The 17,779-nt window shown below is 46.4% G+C and carries 12 protein-coding genes; 6 read left to right on the forward strand and 6 right to left on the reverse strand.

Annotated features, from left to right (window positions below; genetic code table 11):
- Positions 1 to 45: 45 nt before the first annotated feature.
- From htpG to hemH, 3 genes are all read left to right on the forward strand, one after another.
- Positions 46 to 1,953: a molecular chaperone HtpG gene (gene htpG, locus EWA64_RS13010; RefSeq protein WP_061892976.1), complete on the forward strand. Its 1,908-nt coding sequence runs from the start codon at positions 46 to 48 to the stop codon at positions 1,951 to 1,953.
- 379 nt (positions 1,954 to 2,332) lie between these two features.
- Entirely contained in the window at positions 2,333 to 2,977 is a 645-nt protein-coding gene (gene adk / locus EWA64_RS13015) for an adenylate kinase (protein ID WP_039424758.1), read from the forward strand.
- 199 nt (positions 2,978 to 3,176) lie between these two features.
- Positions 3,177 to 4,145: a ferrochelatase gene (hemH, locus tag EWA64_RS13020; RefSeq protein ID WP_061892975.1), complete on the forward strand. Its 969-nt coding sequence runs from the start codon at positions 3,177 to 3,179 to the stop codon at positions 4,143 to 4,145.
- A 41-nt stretch (positions 4,146 to 4,186) separates the two neighbouring features.
- On the opposite strand, the gene EWA64_RS13025 is transcribed toward hemH, so the two are convergent.
- The gene (locus tag EWA64_RS13025) at positions 4,187 to 5,518 is read right to left on the reverse strand and encodes an IS4 family transposase (RefSeq protein ID WP_061893439.1); all 1,332 of its coding nucleotides are present in this window, start codon (positions 5,516 to 5,518) and stop codon (positions 4,187 to 4,189) included.
- 133 nt (positions 5,519 to 5,651) lie between these two features.
- On the reverse strand, positions 5,652 to 7,040 hold the full coding sequence (locus tag EWA64_RS13030; RefSeq protein ID WP_061894753.1) for a peptide MFS transporter: 1,389 nt from the start codon (positions 7,038 to 7,040) through the stop codon (positions 5,652 to 5,654).
- Between the two features lie 303 nt (positions 7,041 to 7,343).
- Between EWA64_RS13030 and rfaH the strand changes: the two genes are divergently transcribed.
- Entirely contained in the window at positions 7,344 to 7,847 is a 504-nt protein-coding gene (gene rfaH / locus EWA64_RS13035) for a transcription/translation regulatory transformer protein RfaH (RefSeq protein WP_061894752.1), read from the forward strand.
- Positions 7,848 to 7,920: 73 nt separating this feature from the next.
- On the opposite strand, the gene asnB is transcribed toward rfaH, so the two are convergent.
- The 4 genes from asnB to nagA form a co-directional block, all read right to left on the reverse strand.
- Positions 7,921 to 9,591 carry an asparagine synthase B gene (asnB, locus tag EWA64_RS13040; RefSeq protein WP_061894751.1) on the reverse strand — a complete coding sequence of 557 codons (1,671 nt, stop codon included), beginning with the start codon at positions 9,589 to 9,591 and terminating at the stop codon, positions 7,921 to 7,923.
- A gap of 215 nt (positions 9,592 to 9,806) precedes the next feature.
- Positions 9,807 to 11,396 (reverse strand): cation:proton antiporter domain-containing protein, encoded by a 1,590-nt coding sequence (locus tag EWA64_RS13045; RefSeq protein WP_061894750.1) that lies wholly within the window; start codon positions 11,394 to 11,396, stop codon positions 9,807 to 9,809.
- Between the two features lie 89 nt (positions 11,397 to 11,485).
- Complete coding sequence (gene nagC, locus EWA64_RS13050) at positions 11,486 to 12,700, reverse strand: DNA-binding transcriptional regulator NagC (RefSeq protein WP_061894749.1); 1,215 nt, start codon at positions 12,698 to 12,700, stop codon at positions 11,486 to 11,488.
- A 2-nt stretch (positions 12,701 to 12,702) separates the two neighbouring features.
- The gene (gene nagA / locus EWA64_RS13055; RefSeq protein WP_061894748.1) at positions 12,703 to 13,839 is read right to left on the reverse strand and encodes an N-acetylglucosamine-6-phosphate deacetylase; all 1,137 of its coding nucleotides are present in this window, start codon (positions 13,837 to 13,839) and stop codon (positions 12,703 to 12,705) included.
- A 491-nt stretch (positions 13,840 to 14,330) separates the two neighbouring features.
- Here nagA and nagE point away from each other — a divergent pair, with 491 nt between their 5' ends.
- Together nagE and glnS are read left to right on the forward strand one after the other, a co-directional pair.
- Positions 14,331 to 15,827 (forward strand): N-acetylglucosamine-specific PTS transporter subunit IIBC, encoded by a 1,497-nt coding sequence (gene nagE / locus EWA64_RS13060; protein ID WP_061894747.1) that lies wholly within the window; start codon positions 14,331 to 14,333, stop codon positions 15,825 to 15,827.
- Between the two features lie 226 nt (positions 15,828 to 16,053).
- Complete coding sequence (glnS, locus tag EWA64_RS13065; protein WP_061894746.1) at positions 16,054 to 17,724, forward strand: glutamine--tRNA ligase; 1,671 nt, start codon at positions 16,054 to 16,056, stop codon at positions 17,722 to 17,724.
- Positions 17,725 to 17,779 lie beyond the last annotated feature (55 nt).

Raw genomic sequence — 17,779 nt, forward strand, 5'->3', positions numbered from 1 at the left:
ACCTATTTAGTCGTTAATACTGCTTAAAGTTACATTGGAGTGAAAATGAGCGAGACAAACGTAGCAAACAACAAAGAAACTCGTGGCTTTCAGTCAGAAGTAAAACAGCTTCTTCATCTAATGATCCACTCACTGTATTCCAACAAAGAGATCTTTTTACGCGAGTTAATCTCAAACGCGTCAGATGCAGCGGATAAATTACGTTTTCAGGCACTTTCAGCGCCTGAGCTTTATCAAGGTGACGCGGATCTTGGGGTGAAGCTCTCTTTTAATGCGGAAAACAACACACTCACGATCTCTGATAACGGGATTGGTATGAGCCGTGAGGAGGTGATCTCTCACCTCGGAACCATTGCGAAATCAGGAACGGCCGAATTCTTTTCAAAGCTTTCTCAAGAACAATCGAAAGACTCTCAACTCATCGGTCAGTTTGGTGTGGGTTTCTACTCAGCATTTATCGTCGCTGACGCGGTGACGGTGCGTACCCGTGCTGCTGGTTTGCCTGCTGATCAAGCGGTAATGTGGCACTCCGCGGGAGAAGGTGAGTATACAATTGAAGATATTCACAAAGAATCGCGCGGTACGGACATAGTTCTGCACATGCGCGAAGAGGGCAAAGAATTTTTGAGTGAGTGGCGTCTGCGTGATGTGGTGAGCAAATATTCCGACCATATCGGCATCCCGGTTTCGATTCAAAGCAAGGTTCGCGATGAAGAGGGAAATGAAACTGACCAAGTTCAATGGGAGCAGATCAACAAGGCACAAGCGCTTTGGACGCGTAACAAAGCCGACATCACGGATGAAGAGTACCAAGAGTTTTACAAACACGTTTCTCACGATTATGCCGATCCGATGCTTTGGAGCCACAACCGCGTCGAAGGCAAAAACGATTACACCAGCTTGCTCTATATTCCTGCTAAAGCGCCTTGGGATATGATGAACCGTGACCACAAGTCCGGTTTGAAATTGTATGTTCAGCGAGTGTTTATCATGGATGACGCTGAGCAGTTTATGCCGTCGTACCTACGCTTTGTGCGTGGCTTGATTGATTCAAATGATCTGCCGCTCAACGTGTCGCGCGAAATCTTGCAAGACAACAAAGTCACCCAATCACTGCGCAACGCTTGTACCAAGCGAGTGCTCACTATGCTAGAGCGTATGGCGAAAAATGATGCTGATAAGTATCAGCGTTTTTGGAAAGAGTTTGGCTTGGTGATGAAAGAAGGCCCAGCAGAAGACTTTGCCAATAAAGAGAAAATTGCCGCGCTATTGCGTTTTGCTTCGACCGAAGTTGACTCTGCTGAGCAAAGCGTCTCGCTTGAATCTTACGTTGCCCGTATGAAAGAAGGTCAAGACAAGATTTACTACCTGACGGCGGATAGCTACGCGGCGGCGAAGAACAGCCCACACTTGGAGCAGTTTAAAGCCAAAGGTATTGAAGTTATTCTGATGTTTGATCGCATCGATGAGTGGTTAATGAACTATCTAACCGAGTTTGATGGCAAGCAGTTCCAATCAATCACCAAAGCGGGTCTTGATCTCAGCAAGTTCGAAGACGAGCAAGAGAAGGAAAAGCAGAAAGAGACGGAAGAAGAGTTCAAGTCGGTGATTGAGCGAACTAAAAACTACCTGGGTGAGCGCGTCAAAGAGGTACGTACGACCTTCAAGTTAGCCAACACGCCGGCGGTTGTTGTTACCGACGACTACGAAATGGGTACGCAAATGGCGAAGTTACTCGCTGCTGCCGGTCAAGCGGTGCCTGAAGTGAAGTACATCTTTGAACTGAACCCAAATCATGCCCTAGTACAGCGCATGGCCGATGAAGCGGATGAAGAGGCATTTGGTCGCTGGGTTGAAGTACTGCTGGGGCAGGCAATGCTTGCTGAGCGTGGCTCGATGGAAGATCCAAGCCAATTCTTGGGGGCGATCAACACGCTTTTGACTAAGGGCTAATAACGTTTGCCGCGAAAAGTCGCTACTTATGCTCTTTTTGCGCGCATTTGCATTCATTTTGCAACAGTTTGTTGATCGATAGCGTGAAGTGTGAGTGCTTGAGCATTCTTTAGTCTTAATTCGCGCTTGAGAACAATATTGTGTGGTAGAATGCAGACTTGAAACGAAACAAACAGGCGTGTAAGGTGCACGCCTGTTTTGTTGTTAACTATAAAAGCAATTATACCGAAACTTACCGTGAGCTTGTGGCGTCGGACTGGTTAGGGATTTCAACGAGTCAAGCTAGACTCGTTTTTATTCTCTATTGCTTCGCTCGTCGACCACGTCACTGACATAGTGAGCTTCGGTATAAATCATCATAATCGAAAGAGGATTCAACATGCGCATCATTCTTCTAGGTGCTCCAGGTGCAGGTAAAGGCACGCAGGCTCAATTCATCATGGAGAAGTATGGTATTCCACAAATCTCTACTGGTGACATGCTACGTGCCGCTATCAAAGCAGGTACTGAGCTTGGTAAACAAGCAAAAGCTGTGATCGACGCTGGTCAACTAGTTTCTGATGAAATCATTCTAGGCCTGATTAAAGAGCGCATTGCTGCGGAAGATTGTGCAAAAGGCTTTTTGCTAGATGGTTTCCCACGCACAATTCCTCAGGCTGATGGCCTAAAAGAGATGGGTATCGCGGTTGATTACGTGATCGAATTTGATGTTGCGGATGAAGTGATCGTGGAACGTATGGCAGGTCGTCGTGCACACCTACCTTCTGGCCGCACCTACCACGTGGTTTACAACCCACCAAAAGTGGAAGGCAAAGACGACATCACAGGTGAAGATCTTGTGGTCCGTGATGACGACAAAGAAGAAACGGTCCGCGCACGCCTAGGCGTATACCATTCGCAAACAGCACCGCTGATTGCTTACTACGGTAAAGAAGCGGAAGCGGGCAACACCAAGTACCTCAAGTTTGACGGAACGAAGCAAGTTGCTGAAGTGAGCGCTGATATCGAGAAGGCATTGGCATAATAGGTTGTACCTATTACCAATAATTGCAAAATGTTTGTTATAGTGAAAGCGGCCTTAGGGTCGCTTTTTTATTATGATTCATCAGTGAGTTACCCCATTTAAACCGTGAGATGGGAGAATGATACTTTGAGGGCGTTTGCTTTGATCGATGAATTCATATTGCCGTATAAAACTCCTCAGCCATTATTGTAGAGACGCTATGAACAACACAAAAAAACACGGAGTGCTGTTAGTTAACCTTGGAACTCCAGATCACGCGACCGCACCAGCCGTGAAACGCTTTTTGAGTCAATTCTTGCATGATAAACGTGTCGTTGATATGAGCCGTTGGCTGTGGTGCCCGATTCTCCATGGCATCATTTTGCCCATCCGCTCACCCAAAGTGGCCAAGTTGTATCAATCGGTCTGGATGGAAGAGGGCTCTCCCTTAATGGTTTACTCGCAGCAGCAAAAACAAGCTTTGCAAGCGCGTATGGGGTTGCCAGTTGAACTGGGTATGAGTTATGGCAACCCTAGCTTATCTACCGGAATAAGCCGGCTAATGGAACAAGGAGTGGAGCAGATAACGGTGTTACCTCTGTACCCGCAATATTCTGCGACCACCACGGCAGCGGCTTTCGATGCGCTCAGTAAAGCACTCGCTAAAATGGCGCTGCTACCCAGCATTCATTTTGTGCGGGACTATCATAATCACCCCAGTTACATCCGAGCCCTCGCTCAGTCGGTGCGTCAATCTTGGCAGGAAAATGGTCGTGGAGACTACTTGCTCTGTTCTTATCACGGCATTCCGAAACGCTACGCCGACAACGGCGATATTTACCCGCAACACTGTGAAATGACGACAGAGCTTCTGCGTTTGGAGTTGGGGTTGACCAAAGAGCAGATAGGTTTGACGTATCAATCTCGTTTTGGTCGAGAGGAGTGGTTACAACCCTATACGGATAAAACCTTAGAAGCGCTTCCAGGGAGAGGGGTGAAAACCTTGGATGTTTTGACTCCGGCTTTTTCCGTAGACTGCTTGGAAACGTTAGAAGAGATTTCCGAACAAGGAAAAGAGAGCTTTCTTCATGCGGGCGGTGAGCGCTTTACCTATATTCCTTGCCTAAATGCGGAAGAGGCACATATTGAGATGATGGTAGAGCTGCTCAATCTACCCAATTCGCAATGATAGCGGACAAAACAATAAGGCCACGGAATGTGTAATGCCAGTCAGTTAAGCTGACTGGCATTTTTTCTATTTGTCGCGTACTTCTTGGGTTTCAACTTCACCCATCGAGGATAACTTCTATCTTCTCTTCGAGGTGGTAGGATAAACATGGATACATGCTCCAGTAATACTTCATAGTGTTTAGGGAGCTTTCCTGGGCTTGTTAAAGGCAACGCTGCAAAGTATTGCGTCACAGCCATAGCACTGCTCGTAAAGCTCAGTTGATTTGGCCAGACACTATCTAACCTACTTGCCGCTTTTGTCATAACCTGCCTGATAAGGTTATAGGCTAGTAGAATACCCCAGAGCTCCTGCTTAACCATATCTGGACGCTTGCTTCGCAATGTATACTCTCTGTCAAGCAAGGTTTCCTTCATTTCCCGATAGCCTAATTCGATTTCCCAGCGATAACGATAGAGCTCTACAATTTCTTCGCCAGGAAAACGTAACCCGTCACGCATTGAGGTAAGTATCTGATACTCTTTACCGTTAATGATTTTCGAGACTAGCCTTGCTTCAACTACATCAGGAAGTTCACTAAACTTCTTTCTTGCCTGAGGAGTGGTTTTAATCGCAACGATTGCATCACTCTTGCTGTACCTATGAACGACTTCATACTGGAAGTCTTTTCTCACAGGAAGCATCCAATGCCTCTCTTGGCCGACTTTGTTCCAGCGGTTCAGCAGTCCCAGAGAGTAATATCCTTTGTCAAAAATAGTCAGAGAATGGTCTGGCGTTTGTTCTATGAGCTCTTCTGCAAGCCGCATTTCGTTGGTTCGATAGTCAGAGAATGCACTATCGATGAGCTGATGGCTTGTAAGCTCCATCAAGCAAACCATGCGTACCTTAGGGTAAATATTTTCAGATGACTGATTACGCTGTGCTTTAAACTCTTGATGATTTTCAGGTGTATCCGCTGTTCTCCAAACGACACCATCGACAGATAGGAGATTGAGTCCACACCAAGTTTCAAATTTAGAAGATTGATAACTCTGAGCCGCCATCGTCTTAAAGACTTGTTTAACACCTTCTTCGCCTAATCTCTGCCTAGCTTGGACAACAGCACTTGGCGCAACAAAGCGCCGTTTGTCTGGTAGGACAATATCAAGTTGGTTAGCAATATCCCAAACAGATTGTTGCCGAAAAAGACTCATTCCAACAACGGACCAAAGTACTGCTTCCAAGGGTAAACGTCTTCTTCTAACTGTTGCTACGCCAGCTTTTTCAAAACCTTGCTGGATAAGCTCTGGACTAAGAATTTCAGAGTATTTGTCAAAGTGATGGAAGGTATTGCATGAGCGAAAAGTACTCGCAAGTTGGCTCTCTAAAGACATGAAAAATCCGATATTAGTTTCCTAATATCGGATTTTGAAGCCTTTTGAGGATCGGTCAAATGATCTCAAAAACTTTTCTTAACTGATCGGCATTACACGGAATGTGGCCTTATTGTTTTAGTGGGAAAAGCGATTACGCAATAGAAACTTGCTGTTCTTCAAGCTGTTCAGCACTGCTGGTGGTGGCTTCTGCACCATGCATCCAACGCACTAAGGTATTTGAAAACAGCAGCAGAATGGTACCGGAAATCGTCGCTGTCACGGCGATGCCGCTGAAAATCGCCATCGCTCCAAGTTCTCCAACGTGTGAGCCGACGTAGCCTGCGACGTAGTTGGCAATCGCGTTACAACCAAACCACGCGCCCATCATTAAAGACGCTAGGCGCAGAGGTGCCAGTTTGGTGACTAAAGACAGACCAATCGGTGACAGACAAAGCTCGCCCAATGTATGGAAAAAGAAAGCCCCCACCAACCAGAGCATCGACGTTTTCACGCTGGTATCGCCCCCTTGTTCAATCACCGCGCCGACCATGCATAAAAAGCCTAACGCGAGGAAGAACATCGCCAAGGCAAATTTCTTCGGTGAGTTTGGCTCTCGTTTACCCATCTTTACCCACAGCACAGCCAAGAGCGGCGCCAAGGTAATGATGAAAAACGGGTTCAGTGACTGGAACCAAGCCGCGGGCACTTCAATGCTACCAAGCATACGGTCAGTATATTGCTGGGTATAAATGTTCATCAGGCCGCCAGCTTGTTCAAAGCCGACCCAAAAGACAATGGTAAAGAGGCTCATGACGAGGATCACTTTAATCCGATCCGCTTCTTCTTTGGTCAAAGGTTCTTTACGTGTCGACTGCTTGTTCTTAAGATCGCGCTTTGCCGCCGGTTCACGACCAATATCGCCTAACCAAGATTGGGCAAAGGTCATTTGCATCGCTAAGCTAATCAGCATACCAATGCCCGCAGCGACAAATCCGGCTTTCCAGCCAAAAGACTCGGTAACAGAACCAGACACCAAGCCTGCAATTAAGGCGCCAAGGTTGATGCCCATGTAGAAAATAGTGAACGCTCCATCACGGCGGTTATCCCCTTCGCGATAAAGATAGCCAACCATCGTCGAGATATTCGGTTTGAATAAACCGTTACCTGAAATCAGTAAACCTAAGCCGAGGTAAAAAGTATGCAGCTCGCTAAAACCGAGCACATCTGCCGGAAGAGCCAAAGTAAATTGGCCAATTGCCATCAGCGCTCCACCGATTAAAATCGAGCGTCGTTGCCCCAAGAAATTGTCGGCCAAATAGCCACCAACCAGAGGAGTGATGTACACCAGCCCGGTGTAGATGCCGTACAGATCCAGCGCGTCTTTTGTGCTCCAGCCCATACCACCGTTTATCGTTGCATCAGTAAGATAAAGTACCAAAATGGCACGCATCGCGTAGTAAGAGAAACGTTCCCACAGTTCGGTGCCGAAAAGTAAAAATAGGCCACGAGGATGGCCGAAATATTGATGTTGTGTTGACATAAACTAAGCTATTTCAAATCATTAAAATTTTTATTGGGGATTACGTATACCTCCGGTTAACTTTTTATACAAATGCTAAAAAATGAACAAAAGCAAAATATATTTTTGCAATTGACTGTAAATAAAGAGATTTGTTGTTTTTTGTCGCGGTATTTTATGTGTTACAAACTAAAGTTTCATTTTTGAGAAGAGATCTTTACATTTATTGGACATGGTACACGGATTAGGGGGTTATAAGCTGGCTCTTTCCGTTTTTGAAAGCGATAATGGTAAGATACGAAAAAATATAGATGGCTAGTTAGAATGAAACGTTGGTACTTACTCTACTGTAAGCGCGGAGAGCAGTTGCGAGCTAAGCAGCATTTGGAAAATCAGGGAGTGGAGTGTTTCTACCCGACAATAATGGTCGAGAAAATTTTGCGTGGCAAAAGGCAGAAAAAAAGTGAACCTCTCTTTCCGTCTTACATTTTTGTCCGATTTGATTTTGAACTTGGCCCTACCTTCACGACGGTTCGTTCAACCCGCGGGGTAGTGGACTTTGTCCGATTTGGTGCACAGCCGAAAGAGTTGCAGGGCGACCTCATCTTTGAACTTAAAGAGTATCAGAAAGAGAGTGACGTGTGCGTTGAAGCAAAATCGTTACCACGTCCAGGCGCGTCGATTCGAGTTAAGAAAGGTCAGTTTGCCGGCATTGATGCGATTTTCCAAGAACAAGACGGCGAAACGCGGTCAATCATGCTGGTGAAAATGATCTCCCAAGTGGTGCCAGTGAGCATCAGTAACAGTGATCTTGAGCTGGGTTGTTAACCCTAAATGACGACCTGCACGCTAAAAATAAGCAAACTAAAAAAACAAGGCACCCTGAGGTGCCTTGTTGGTATTAACCTTTGTAAGCGTCGTTGTGTACGGTTTTCACGGCACGACCCGATGGGTCAACGCAGTTTTTAAACGACTCATCCCACTCGATCGCTTTTGCTGAAGAACAAGCAACCGATGGGCCGCCAGGAACACATTCTGCCGCAGAAGCGAGCGGGAACAGCTCCTCAAAGATTTCGCGATACACGTAACCTTCTTTGGTGGTCGGCGTGTTGTATGGGAAGCGGAACTTCGCCGTTTCCATCTGCTGATCAGTGACTTTGGCTTCCGCTGTCTCTTTCAGTGTGTCGATCCAGCTGTAGCCCACGCCGTCAGAGAACTGCTCTTTTTGACGCCATGCGATTGAATCGGGTAGATAGTGTTGGAAGCACTCACGCAAAATGTGCTTCTCCATCTTACCATTGCCACACATTTTATCGGCAGGGTTGAGACGCATCGCCACATCAATGAACTCTTTGTCCAAAAATGGAACACGACCTTCGACACCCCAGGCCGCTAGCGATTTGTTGGCGCGAGCACAGTCAAACATGTTAAGCGCTAACAGTTTACGCACGGTCTCTTCATGAAACTCTTTGGCGTTTGGTGCTTTATGGAAGTAAAGGTAGCCACCAAAAATCTCGTCAGCCCCTTCGCCAGAAAGAACCATTTTGATCCCCATTGCTTTAATTTTTCTGCCCATCAAAAACATGGGTGTTGAAGCTCGAATGGTGGTCACGTCGTAGGTTTCAATGTGGTAAATTACATCACGGATTGCATCCAAACCCTCTTGGATGGTGTAAGTCATCTCATGATGGACGGTACCAATTTTGTCGGCGACTTCTCGCGCGGCTTTAAGATCTGGGGCACCTTCTAAGCCAATCGCAAATGAGTGCAGTTGCGGCCACCAAGCTTCAGATTGTTCGTCATCTTCAATGCGCATTGCCGCAAATCGTTTTGCAATTGCCGAGGTGACTGAGGAGTCTAAACCGCCAGATAGAAGTACCCCATAAGGAACATCGGTCATGAGTTGACGTTTGACCGCCGCTTCCAGAGCTTCGGTCAACTCTTCTTTGCTGCTCACATTGTTTTCAACCGCTGCATATTCGTTCCAGTCACGAATGTAGTAGCGTTGTGGGCCAGAATCCGTCGAGCTGTAGTAGCTACCAGGAGGAAATTCGCTCAAAGTTTTACATACAGGAACCAGTGCTTTCATCTCTGAAGCAACGTAGTAGTTACCATGTTCGTCATGCCCTTGATACAGAGGGATGATGCCAATATGGTCACGGCCAATCAGGTATTGATCTTTCTCTTCGTCGTAAAGCACAAAAGCAAAGATGCCATTCAGCTCTTCCAGTAGATCTGCACCCATGTCTTGGTACAAGGCCAAAATAACTTCACAATCTGAGTCGGTTTGGAACTCGTACTTACCTTCGTAGCGAGCGCGGATCTCTTTGTGGTTGTAAATTTCACCGTTAACCGCAAGGATGAGTTTTTTGTCTGGGCTGTAAAGTGGTTGGGCGCCGCTGTTGAGGCCAACGATAGCCAAGCGCTCGTGCGCCAAAATAGCGCGCTCAGACGCGTAAATACCAGACCAATCAGGGCCACGGTGGCGAAGTTTTTTCGACATCTCTAGCGCGATCGGGCGAAGCGCGGCTGCATCACTTTTTATATCTAAAATGCCAAATACTGAACACATACAACATCCTTTTCAAACTGAATATTTTTTAACGGTATGAGGTCAATTTGCCATCCTAATCAAAAAAAGCAACTCTTCTTGATTAAAAAGATAATCAAAAAGCAGTTGAGGTAAATATTTTTTAATTATTTTGCCTAAATGGTGAATGAAATCCTTCTTTTGCTTAAAATCTCAACAAAAAGCCCTCATCAAGAGGGCTAATCGAGAGGTCACAATTACTTGTTGGCGGTGAACTGAGGTTTAAGTTGCTGGCAAACATGGCGCGCAAAACCGCTACCGGCTTCGTTGTAGATGTTAAAAGCGGCATCGACACCACTTTCCTCAAGTACTTGCAGTTGGTCACTATATTCTGCGATTGCTGCGATTTGCCCAGAGTAGCGGCGACGTTTGAGTTGGGCGAGTGCTGTCTGGTTACCTTGGTGGTGTGGCATCGCTAGTAACACCAATTTTACATTGGTGGTGTCGAGTATCCTTTCCCAGAAATCGGGGTCGGTGGCATCACCTGCGATGACATTGCGCCCCTCTTCACGGTGTCGCTCGGCGGCGTCATCGCGAACTTCAACCCCAAGACAAATTTTGCCATAGCGTGCGTGTAGTTCGTCGTAAGCCCCTGTGCCGATGCGCCCCATCCCCAAGATCAAAACTTGCGCATGCCCCGGGTTGATCAGTTGATCACGCTGATTCAGCTTCTCTGCCGCATGCTCTTGCAACCATTTACCCGAGTGAAGGTAGATTTGGTGGCCCATTTTGCTAAGTGGCGCGGCTAAAATGAATGAGAGCGAGACGGCGACTGCTAAGGCGACCAGAATATCGCTCGGCATCCAGCCCATTTTAAACGCTAGGCCACCAACAATTAGACCAAATTCGCTGTAGTTAAACAGCGCCAGTGAGGCGAGCAGGGATGTACGCACGCGGAACTTGAAATAGTTGATGGTTAGGAAATAGAGCAGGCCTTTGAACGGCAAAAGCAACAGGATCAATAGAGCAAGTGAGACGCCGGAGAGACTGATAGACGCCGATAAACCGATGTTGAGAAAGAAACAGACCAAAAACAGCTCTTTCATATTGAATAGTGATTTAGATAGCTCGGATGCTTTGGCATGGCCAGCAAGTAACATCCCAAGGATCAAAGCGCCTAAATCGGGTTTCATGCCGACAAATTCGAACAGTCCTGCGCCTGCAACGAGGGCGAAGAATATACCAAACAGCACCAGCATTTCACCGTGACCAACCCAGTCAAGTATTTTGTAGAATACTGGGCGCAACAGGGGCAGAGCAAACAAGGCAATGGCATACCAGTGGGGCAGTTTACCCGTCGACGCGGTGAGAAAAATCACCGCAAAAATGTCCTGCATGACCAAAATACCGATGGCTAAGGTGCCATAGGTCGCATTCATTTCCCCTTTCTCTTGCAGCGACTTCACCGCAAAAACGGTACTCGAAAAAGAAAGGGCAAACGCCAGTAGCACAATGTGTTCTGTCGTCATGCCAGCGAGTGAAGTAACGCCGAGCAACTTTAAGGCAAGAAAAGCGAGAGAGAATAGCGCAGTCGATAAAAGATTATGTACAGTTGCGCCAGCCCAAATCTCTCGAGAGAGCAGGGTTTTAATCTCCAGTTTAAGACCGATAGTGAACAGCAACAACGTTACGCCAAGATCGGCTAAGGTGCTAATGGTGTCATTACTCTCGAAACCAAAAAAATGCAGAGCGAAGCCAGCGAGCAGAAAGCCAACTAGCGGCGGAAGTTTGCACTTAAGGGCGAGGAACCCGGCAAAGAAAGCGGTAGTGATCAGTATCAGTTCCATAGGGTTCGTACTTGTTCCTGAAAAATAAAAGGGCCGTGTAACCACAGCCCTGTATTGTAACCTATGTGACTAATTGAATCACAGCGAGATCAATCACCTAACAATTTTTGTAACAAAACACCATTGAGCATAGCGCGTTTGATCATGGCAAATGCGCCCATGGTGGGCTGCTTATCAATGAGTGAGGCTACAATCGGTAGGCCACTGTGGAAGGTTTTCAGCGATTGATTTTCGACATTGCGCTGAATGGCGGGGAACAGGATTTCTTGTGCCGCGGTAATGTCGCCAGCGATAACAATTTTCTGCGGGTTAAACAAGTTGACAGTTATGGCGATCGCCTTACCAAGCTGATTGCCTACGCGAACCAGACTCTGTTTTGCCAGTTCATCGCCCTGCAACGCATGTGTACAGACGTCTTGAATCGTAATTGGCTCTACTTCTGCTAGGGAGGACTCATAGCCTTGCGCGAGCAGTTTTTTGACTCTCTGCACAATTGCGGGGTTGGCCGCAACAGTTTCTAAGCAGCCAAAGTTGCCACATTGACACTGTTCGCCCAGTGGATCGATCTGGATATGGCCGATTTCACCGACGTTGCGGTTAAAGCCTAAAAATACCTGACCGTTGACGATAATGCCTGAACCTGTTCCTCGGTGAACGCTGACCAAAATGGAATCCTGGCAATCTTGACTGGCACCGAAATAATGTTCAGCCAGCGCCATGCCGCGCACGTCATTGCCGACAAAGCACTCGATGCCAAATTTTTCACGTACAATTTCACCCAGCGCGAGGTTGTCGATATCGGTATTTGGCATGTATTCAACCACGCCTGTGGTTGGGTTTACCAAGCCGGGCAACGTAATACCAATGGCGATCAGTTGGTCAATTCTATCTTGGCAACTGTTGATGAAATCTTTGAGCAGGGCAATGAGGCCCTCAATCAGGTCAGACTGATTTTTGTAGCGTAAATCATGTTGATCTTTCGCAAGCTCTGTTCCGCCTAGATCGTACAAACAGAACTGCACGTAATCTCGACCAAGGCGAACAGCAACAGAGTGAAATGGTTTTACTTCCGTGGTGAGGGAGATGGCTCTTCTTCCCCCGGTTGAAGCTTGTTGAGCGACCTCTTTGATGAGGCCGCGCTCAAGCAGTTGGCGGGTGATTTTGGTGACGCTCGCTGGGGCAAGTTGGCTTACATCTGCCACCTGTATCCTAGAGATAGGTCCTTGTTGATCAATCAATCGATATACAGCAGCGCTGTTCAACTGCTTTACTAAATCTACGTTACCTATCTGTCCGCCATTCATGCCTAATTTTGCTCGTATTGTCCGTTAACAACCGTCGCTTTAACCTTGAAGTCTCTATCAAAAATCGCCAAGTTAGCGATCATGCCTTTCTTAATACGACCTAGGCGATCATCTACACCAATTGCTTTTGCTGGATAGAGGGTTGCCATGCGCAGAGCTTCATCTAAAGCGATTCCAACGTGTTCAACCGTATTTTGTACCGCTTCGATCATGGTTAAAGCTGAACCGCCGAGTGTGCCATTTTCATCAACACACTTACCATCTCGGTAATATACTTTCTTGCCGACAAAAATAAAGTAATCCATGTCAGCGCCTGCTGGAGCTGTGGCATCGGTCACTAATACTAGTTTTTCCCCTTTAATCTTGTGCGCAATTCGAATGTTGGCGTAATCGACGTGAAAGCCATCTGCGATGATACCGGCATATACCTCTGGAGTGTCGTAGATTGCGCCAACTACACCGGGTTCTCGTCCGACCATCGGGGTCATGGCATTGAATAAGTGGGTGGCGAAGGTTATTCCAGCTTCAAAGCCCTTGCGTGCTTCTGTGTAAGTGGCATTGGTGTGGCCAATTGACACTACGATTCCCGCTTGGGTCAGCTTTTCGATGTGCTCAGGAGCGTTGAGTTCTGGCGCTAGAGTGACTTTGGCGACAACGTCCGCGTTGGCACAGATAAAGTCGATCATCTCGTTGTCAGAATTGCGAATGTAATCGACGCTATGGATGCCCTTTTTCATGACATTCAGATAAGGTCCTTCAAGGTGCAAACCCAGCGATTGATTCTGATACTGAGCGTGATAGTCGCGAGCTGCCGTAATTGCAGCACGCATGTCCGCATCAGAAGAGGTGATTAGAGTGGGTAGGAAGCTGGTGCAGCCAGATTTCAGATTGGCTTTATGCATAATTTGCATAGTGTCTGCTGTGATTTCATCATTGAGCATCACACCACCGCAGCCGTTTAACTGCAGATCGATAAAACCCGGACTGACGTTTGCACCTGCGAGATCTTTCTGTTCGATCTCTTGCGGCAAATCACTGGTGGGTAAAACAGCTTTGATTAAACCGTTGTCGATGATGAGTGCATGTTCAGACAGAACATCACTTCCTGTATAAATTTTACAGTTAGTTAGCGCATACATGGTCAGCTAATCCTTATCAAATTGAGATTGAAATTCGGTCACTACTGGCATCTTTTTTAGGTTTACATCGATAATCAGAGACTTACTTTGTATCGCTGAATTAGCCAGTAATGTTGCAACAGCAAGCTGGTCTCGAGCAAATGGGCAAAGTGATAACGGGCGATAAAGCTAGGATGTGCATGGTTATGGTGGTTGTTTTTCTACACGAAGTTACTATTTATATCTAGTCACTTATCCTGTTTGAATCCGTTGGTTTCACGTGAGACGCAGCAGAATTTTACCGCGTAATTGCCATTTTTTTGAATGATAAAATAAGTTTTATGATCTCGCTAGCAAAATCCTTTTTTTGGGGCGAAAACTGGTGATTATGATCACAAACAATGAGGTTTTAATTTGCGGAGCAAAATTAATATCATAAACTGAACAGGACTAAATTGGACGACTAAAAAAAGTTGACCGAAAAAATGAAAATCCTATAGGGGGAACTTAAGGTGAATATTCTTGGATACTTTCAAAAAGTAGGCAAGGCGTTGATGGTACCTGTTGCCACATTGCCAGCCGCTGCAATATTAATGGGTATAGGTTACTGGTTAGACCCAACGGGTTGGGGCGCAAACAGTGCTGTTGCTGCATTTATGATCAAAGCTGGTGCCGCGATCATCGATAACATGTCGGTGCTTTTTGCAATCGGTGTTGCTTATGGTATGTCAAAAGATAAAGACGGCGCGGCTGCACTAGCAGGTTTTGTCGGTTATACCGTTATTACCACTCTTCTCAGCCCTGGTTCTGTTGAAGCGATCGGCCTGGTAGCCGTTGATGACCCAGAAACTAAACTGGCTTTTGCTAAAGTAGGTAACCAGTTTATCGGTATTCTTTCTGGTATTGTTGCGGCAGAACTTTACAACCGTTACTACCAAGTCGAACTGCCTAAAGCATTGGCCTTCTTCTCAGGCAAGCGCTTAGTCCCAATCTTGACCTCTTTTGCAGGTATTCTACTTTCTTTCGTTCTAATGTACCTATGGCCAGTGATTTTCTCCGGTCTGATCCACTTTGGTGAAAGCATCACAGGTTTAGGTGAAGTGGGTTCTGGTCTGTATGGCTTCTTCAACCGTCTATTGATCCCAGTTGGTCTTCACCACGCACTGAACTCGGTATTCTGGTTCGATATGGCAGGCATCAATGACTTAGGTAACTGGTGGACACCAAACGCAATTGAAAAAGGTGTTGGTGTTGTCGGCGAAACAGGTCGCTACATGGCTGGCTTCTTCCCTGTGATGATGTTCGGTTTGCCTGGTGCTGCTCTAGCTATGTACCATACAGCGAAACCAGAAAATAAAGCGAAAGTTGCTTCTATCATGATCGCTGCGGGCTTTGCTTCTTTCTTCACTGGTGTGACAGAGCCCCTAGAATTCTCGTTCATGTTCCTAGCTCCAGTACTTTACGTAGTACACGCAGCGCTAACTGGTATCTCGCTTTACATCGCTGACCTGATGAACTGGACCGCTGGTTTTGGTTTCTCTGCTGGTCTTGTGGATATGGTGTTGTCAGCGCAAAACCCACTAGCGAACAAATGGTACATGCTGATTGTTCAAGGTTTCGTGTTCTTTGCTCTGTACTATGTGATTTTCCGCACTGCAATCGTGAAATTTGGCCTGAAAACACCGGGTCGTGAAGATGATGAAGGTACATCAGCTTCGAAAGTGACTGGCGCGAAAGAGTCTCACGTGTTGGCAAAACAGTACCTGAAAGCACTCGGTGGTCATGAGAACCTCACTAATATCGATGCATGTATCACCCGTCTACGTTTGTCAGTAAAAGATATGAGCATCATTGATGAGAAAACACTTAAAGCATTGGGTGCAATGGGTGTGGTCAAACTGGGTACCAATAACCTGCAAGTTATTCTTGGCCCTCTGGCAGAAATTGTTGCTGGTGAGATGAAAAACATCGGCGTGAACGAAGATTTATCAGAAGTCGTTCTACCTTAATGTCGCGACCTAAAGTGTCATTTTAAGCCTCCTTCGGGAGGCTTTTTCTATTGTTCGTAGCTTTCTCCGCCAGTTGATGGCAAATAATCGCAATTAAGCGCGAGAACGTATTGTCTATTCGTGCAGAATTGTGGATCATTGATAGCAGTTTGCTCTGAATATTATCTTCTTAATTCAGAGCTAAGTTTTCTCTGAACAATACTAAAACAAACTTGAGGTGCTTTAGATGAGTGAAGCTGATGCTCGTCCATCAAACTTTATTCGTCAGATCATTGATAAAGATCTGGCGGATGGCAAACATACGAGTGTGCATACACGATTCCCGCCGGAGCCAAACGGCTACCTGCACATCGGCCATGCAAAATCCATCTGTTTGAATTTTGGTATTGCTCAGGACTACCAGGGTAAATGTAATCTTCGTTTTGATGATACTAACCCTGAGAAAGAAGACATCGAATACGTTGAGTCAATCAAGAATGATGTTAGCTGGTTAGGCTTCGAATGGGATGGTGAGATCTGCTATTCATCAAACTACTTCGACAAGCTTTACCAATATGCAGTGGAACTGATTAACAAAGGCTTAGCGTATGTTGATGAGCTAAGTCCTGAGCAGATCCGCGAATACCGTGGAACGCTGACTGCGCCTGGTAAACCAAGCCCTTACCGTGACCGTTCGGTGGAAGAAAACCTCGCGCTGTTTGAAAAAATGCGTGCTGGTGGTTTTGAAGAAGGTAAGGCGTGCTTGCGTGCCAAGATCGATATGGCTTCGTCCTTTATGGTGATGCGCGATCCGGTTTTGTATCGAGTACGTTTTGCTTCTCACCATCAAACGGGTGACAAGTGGTGTATCTATCCGATGTACGACTTTACCCACTGTATTTCAGATGCGTTGGAAGGGATCACCCACTCTATTTGTACACTGGAGTTTATGGATAACCGTCGCTTGTACGACTGGGTGTTGGAAAACATCACAATTGACTGTCGCCCACATCAATATGAGTTCAGCCGACTGAATCTTGAATACACGGTGATGTCTAAGCGCAAGCTCAACCAATTAGTGACTGAGAAGTTGGTTAATGGTTGGGATGACCCTCGTATGCCGACTATCTCTGGTTTGCGTCGTCGTGGCTTTACCCCAGCGTCAATTCGCGAGTTTTGCAAACGCATCGGTGTCACAAAGCAAGAGAACATGATCGAGTTTAGTTCACTGGAATCTTGTATCCGTGATGATTTGAACGAAAATGCGCCACGTGCGATGGCGGTATTGGATCCGGTTAAACTGGTGATCGAAAACTTCCCTGAAGGCGAAGTGGAAAATCTACTGATTGCGAATCATCCAAACAAAGCCGAAATGGGCGAGCGTGAAGTGCCATTTACACGTGAACTTTGGATTGAACGTGAAGACTTTCGTGAAGAAGCGAACAAAAAGTACAAGCGTTTGGTACTAGGTAAAGAGGTTCGTTTGCGTGGTGCCTACGTGATTCAAGCCGAGCGTGTTGAGAAAGATGCAGAGGGTAACATCACCACTATCTACTGTACTTACGATGTTGATACGTTAGGCAAAAACCCTACAGATGGGCGTAAAGTGAAAGGCGTAATTCACTGGGTGTCAGCAGACAAAGGTGTGCCTGCAGAGATCCGTCTATACGATCGCCTCTTTACTGTGCCAAATCCTGCCGCGGCAGACGATTTTGCTGCTACTATCAATCCAGAGTCACTGACGGTACTGAACGGTTTTGTCGAACCTAGTCTAGTCGAAGCACAAGCGGAGAGAGGTTACCAGTTCGAGCGCATGGGCTACTTCTGCGCGGATAGCAAAGATTCGAGCAAAGAGCACTTAGTCTTTAACCGCACGGTTGGATTACGTGATACTTGGGCAAAGATTGACGCTGAATAACTTCGTTGTTCTGCAAGCATAATAAAAGACCAGCGCAATGCTGGTCTTTTAGTCT

Source organism: Vibrio cidicii, assembly GCF_009665415.1.
Lineage (GTDB): Bacteria > Pseudomonadota > Gammaproteobacteria > Enterobacterales > Vibrionaceae > Vibrio > Vibrio cidicii.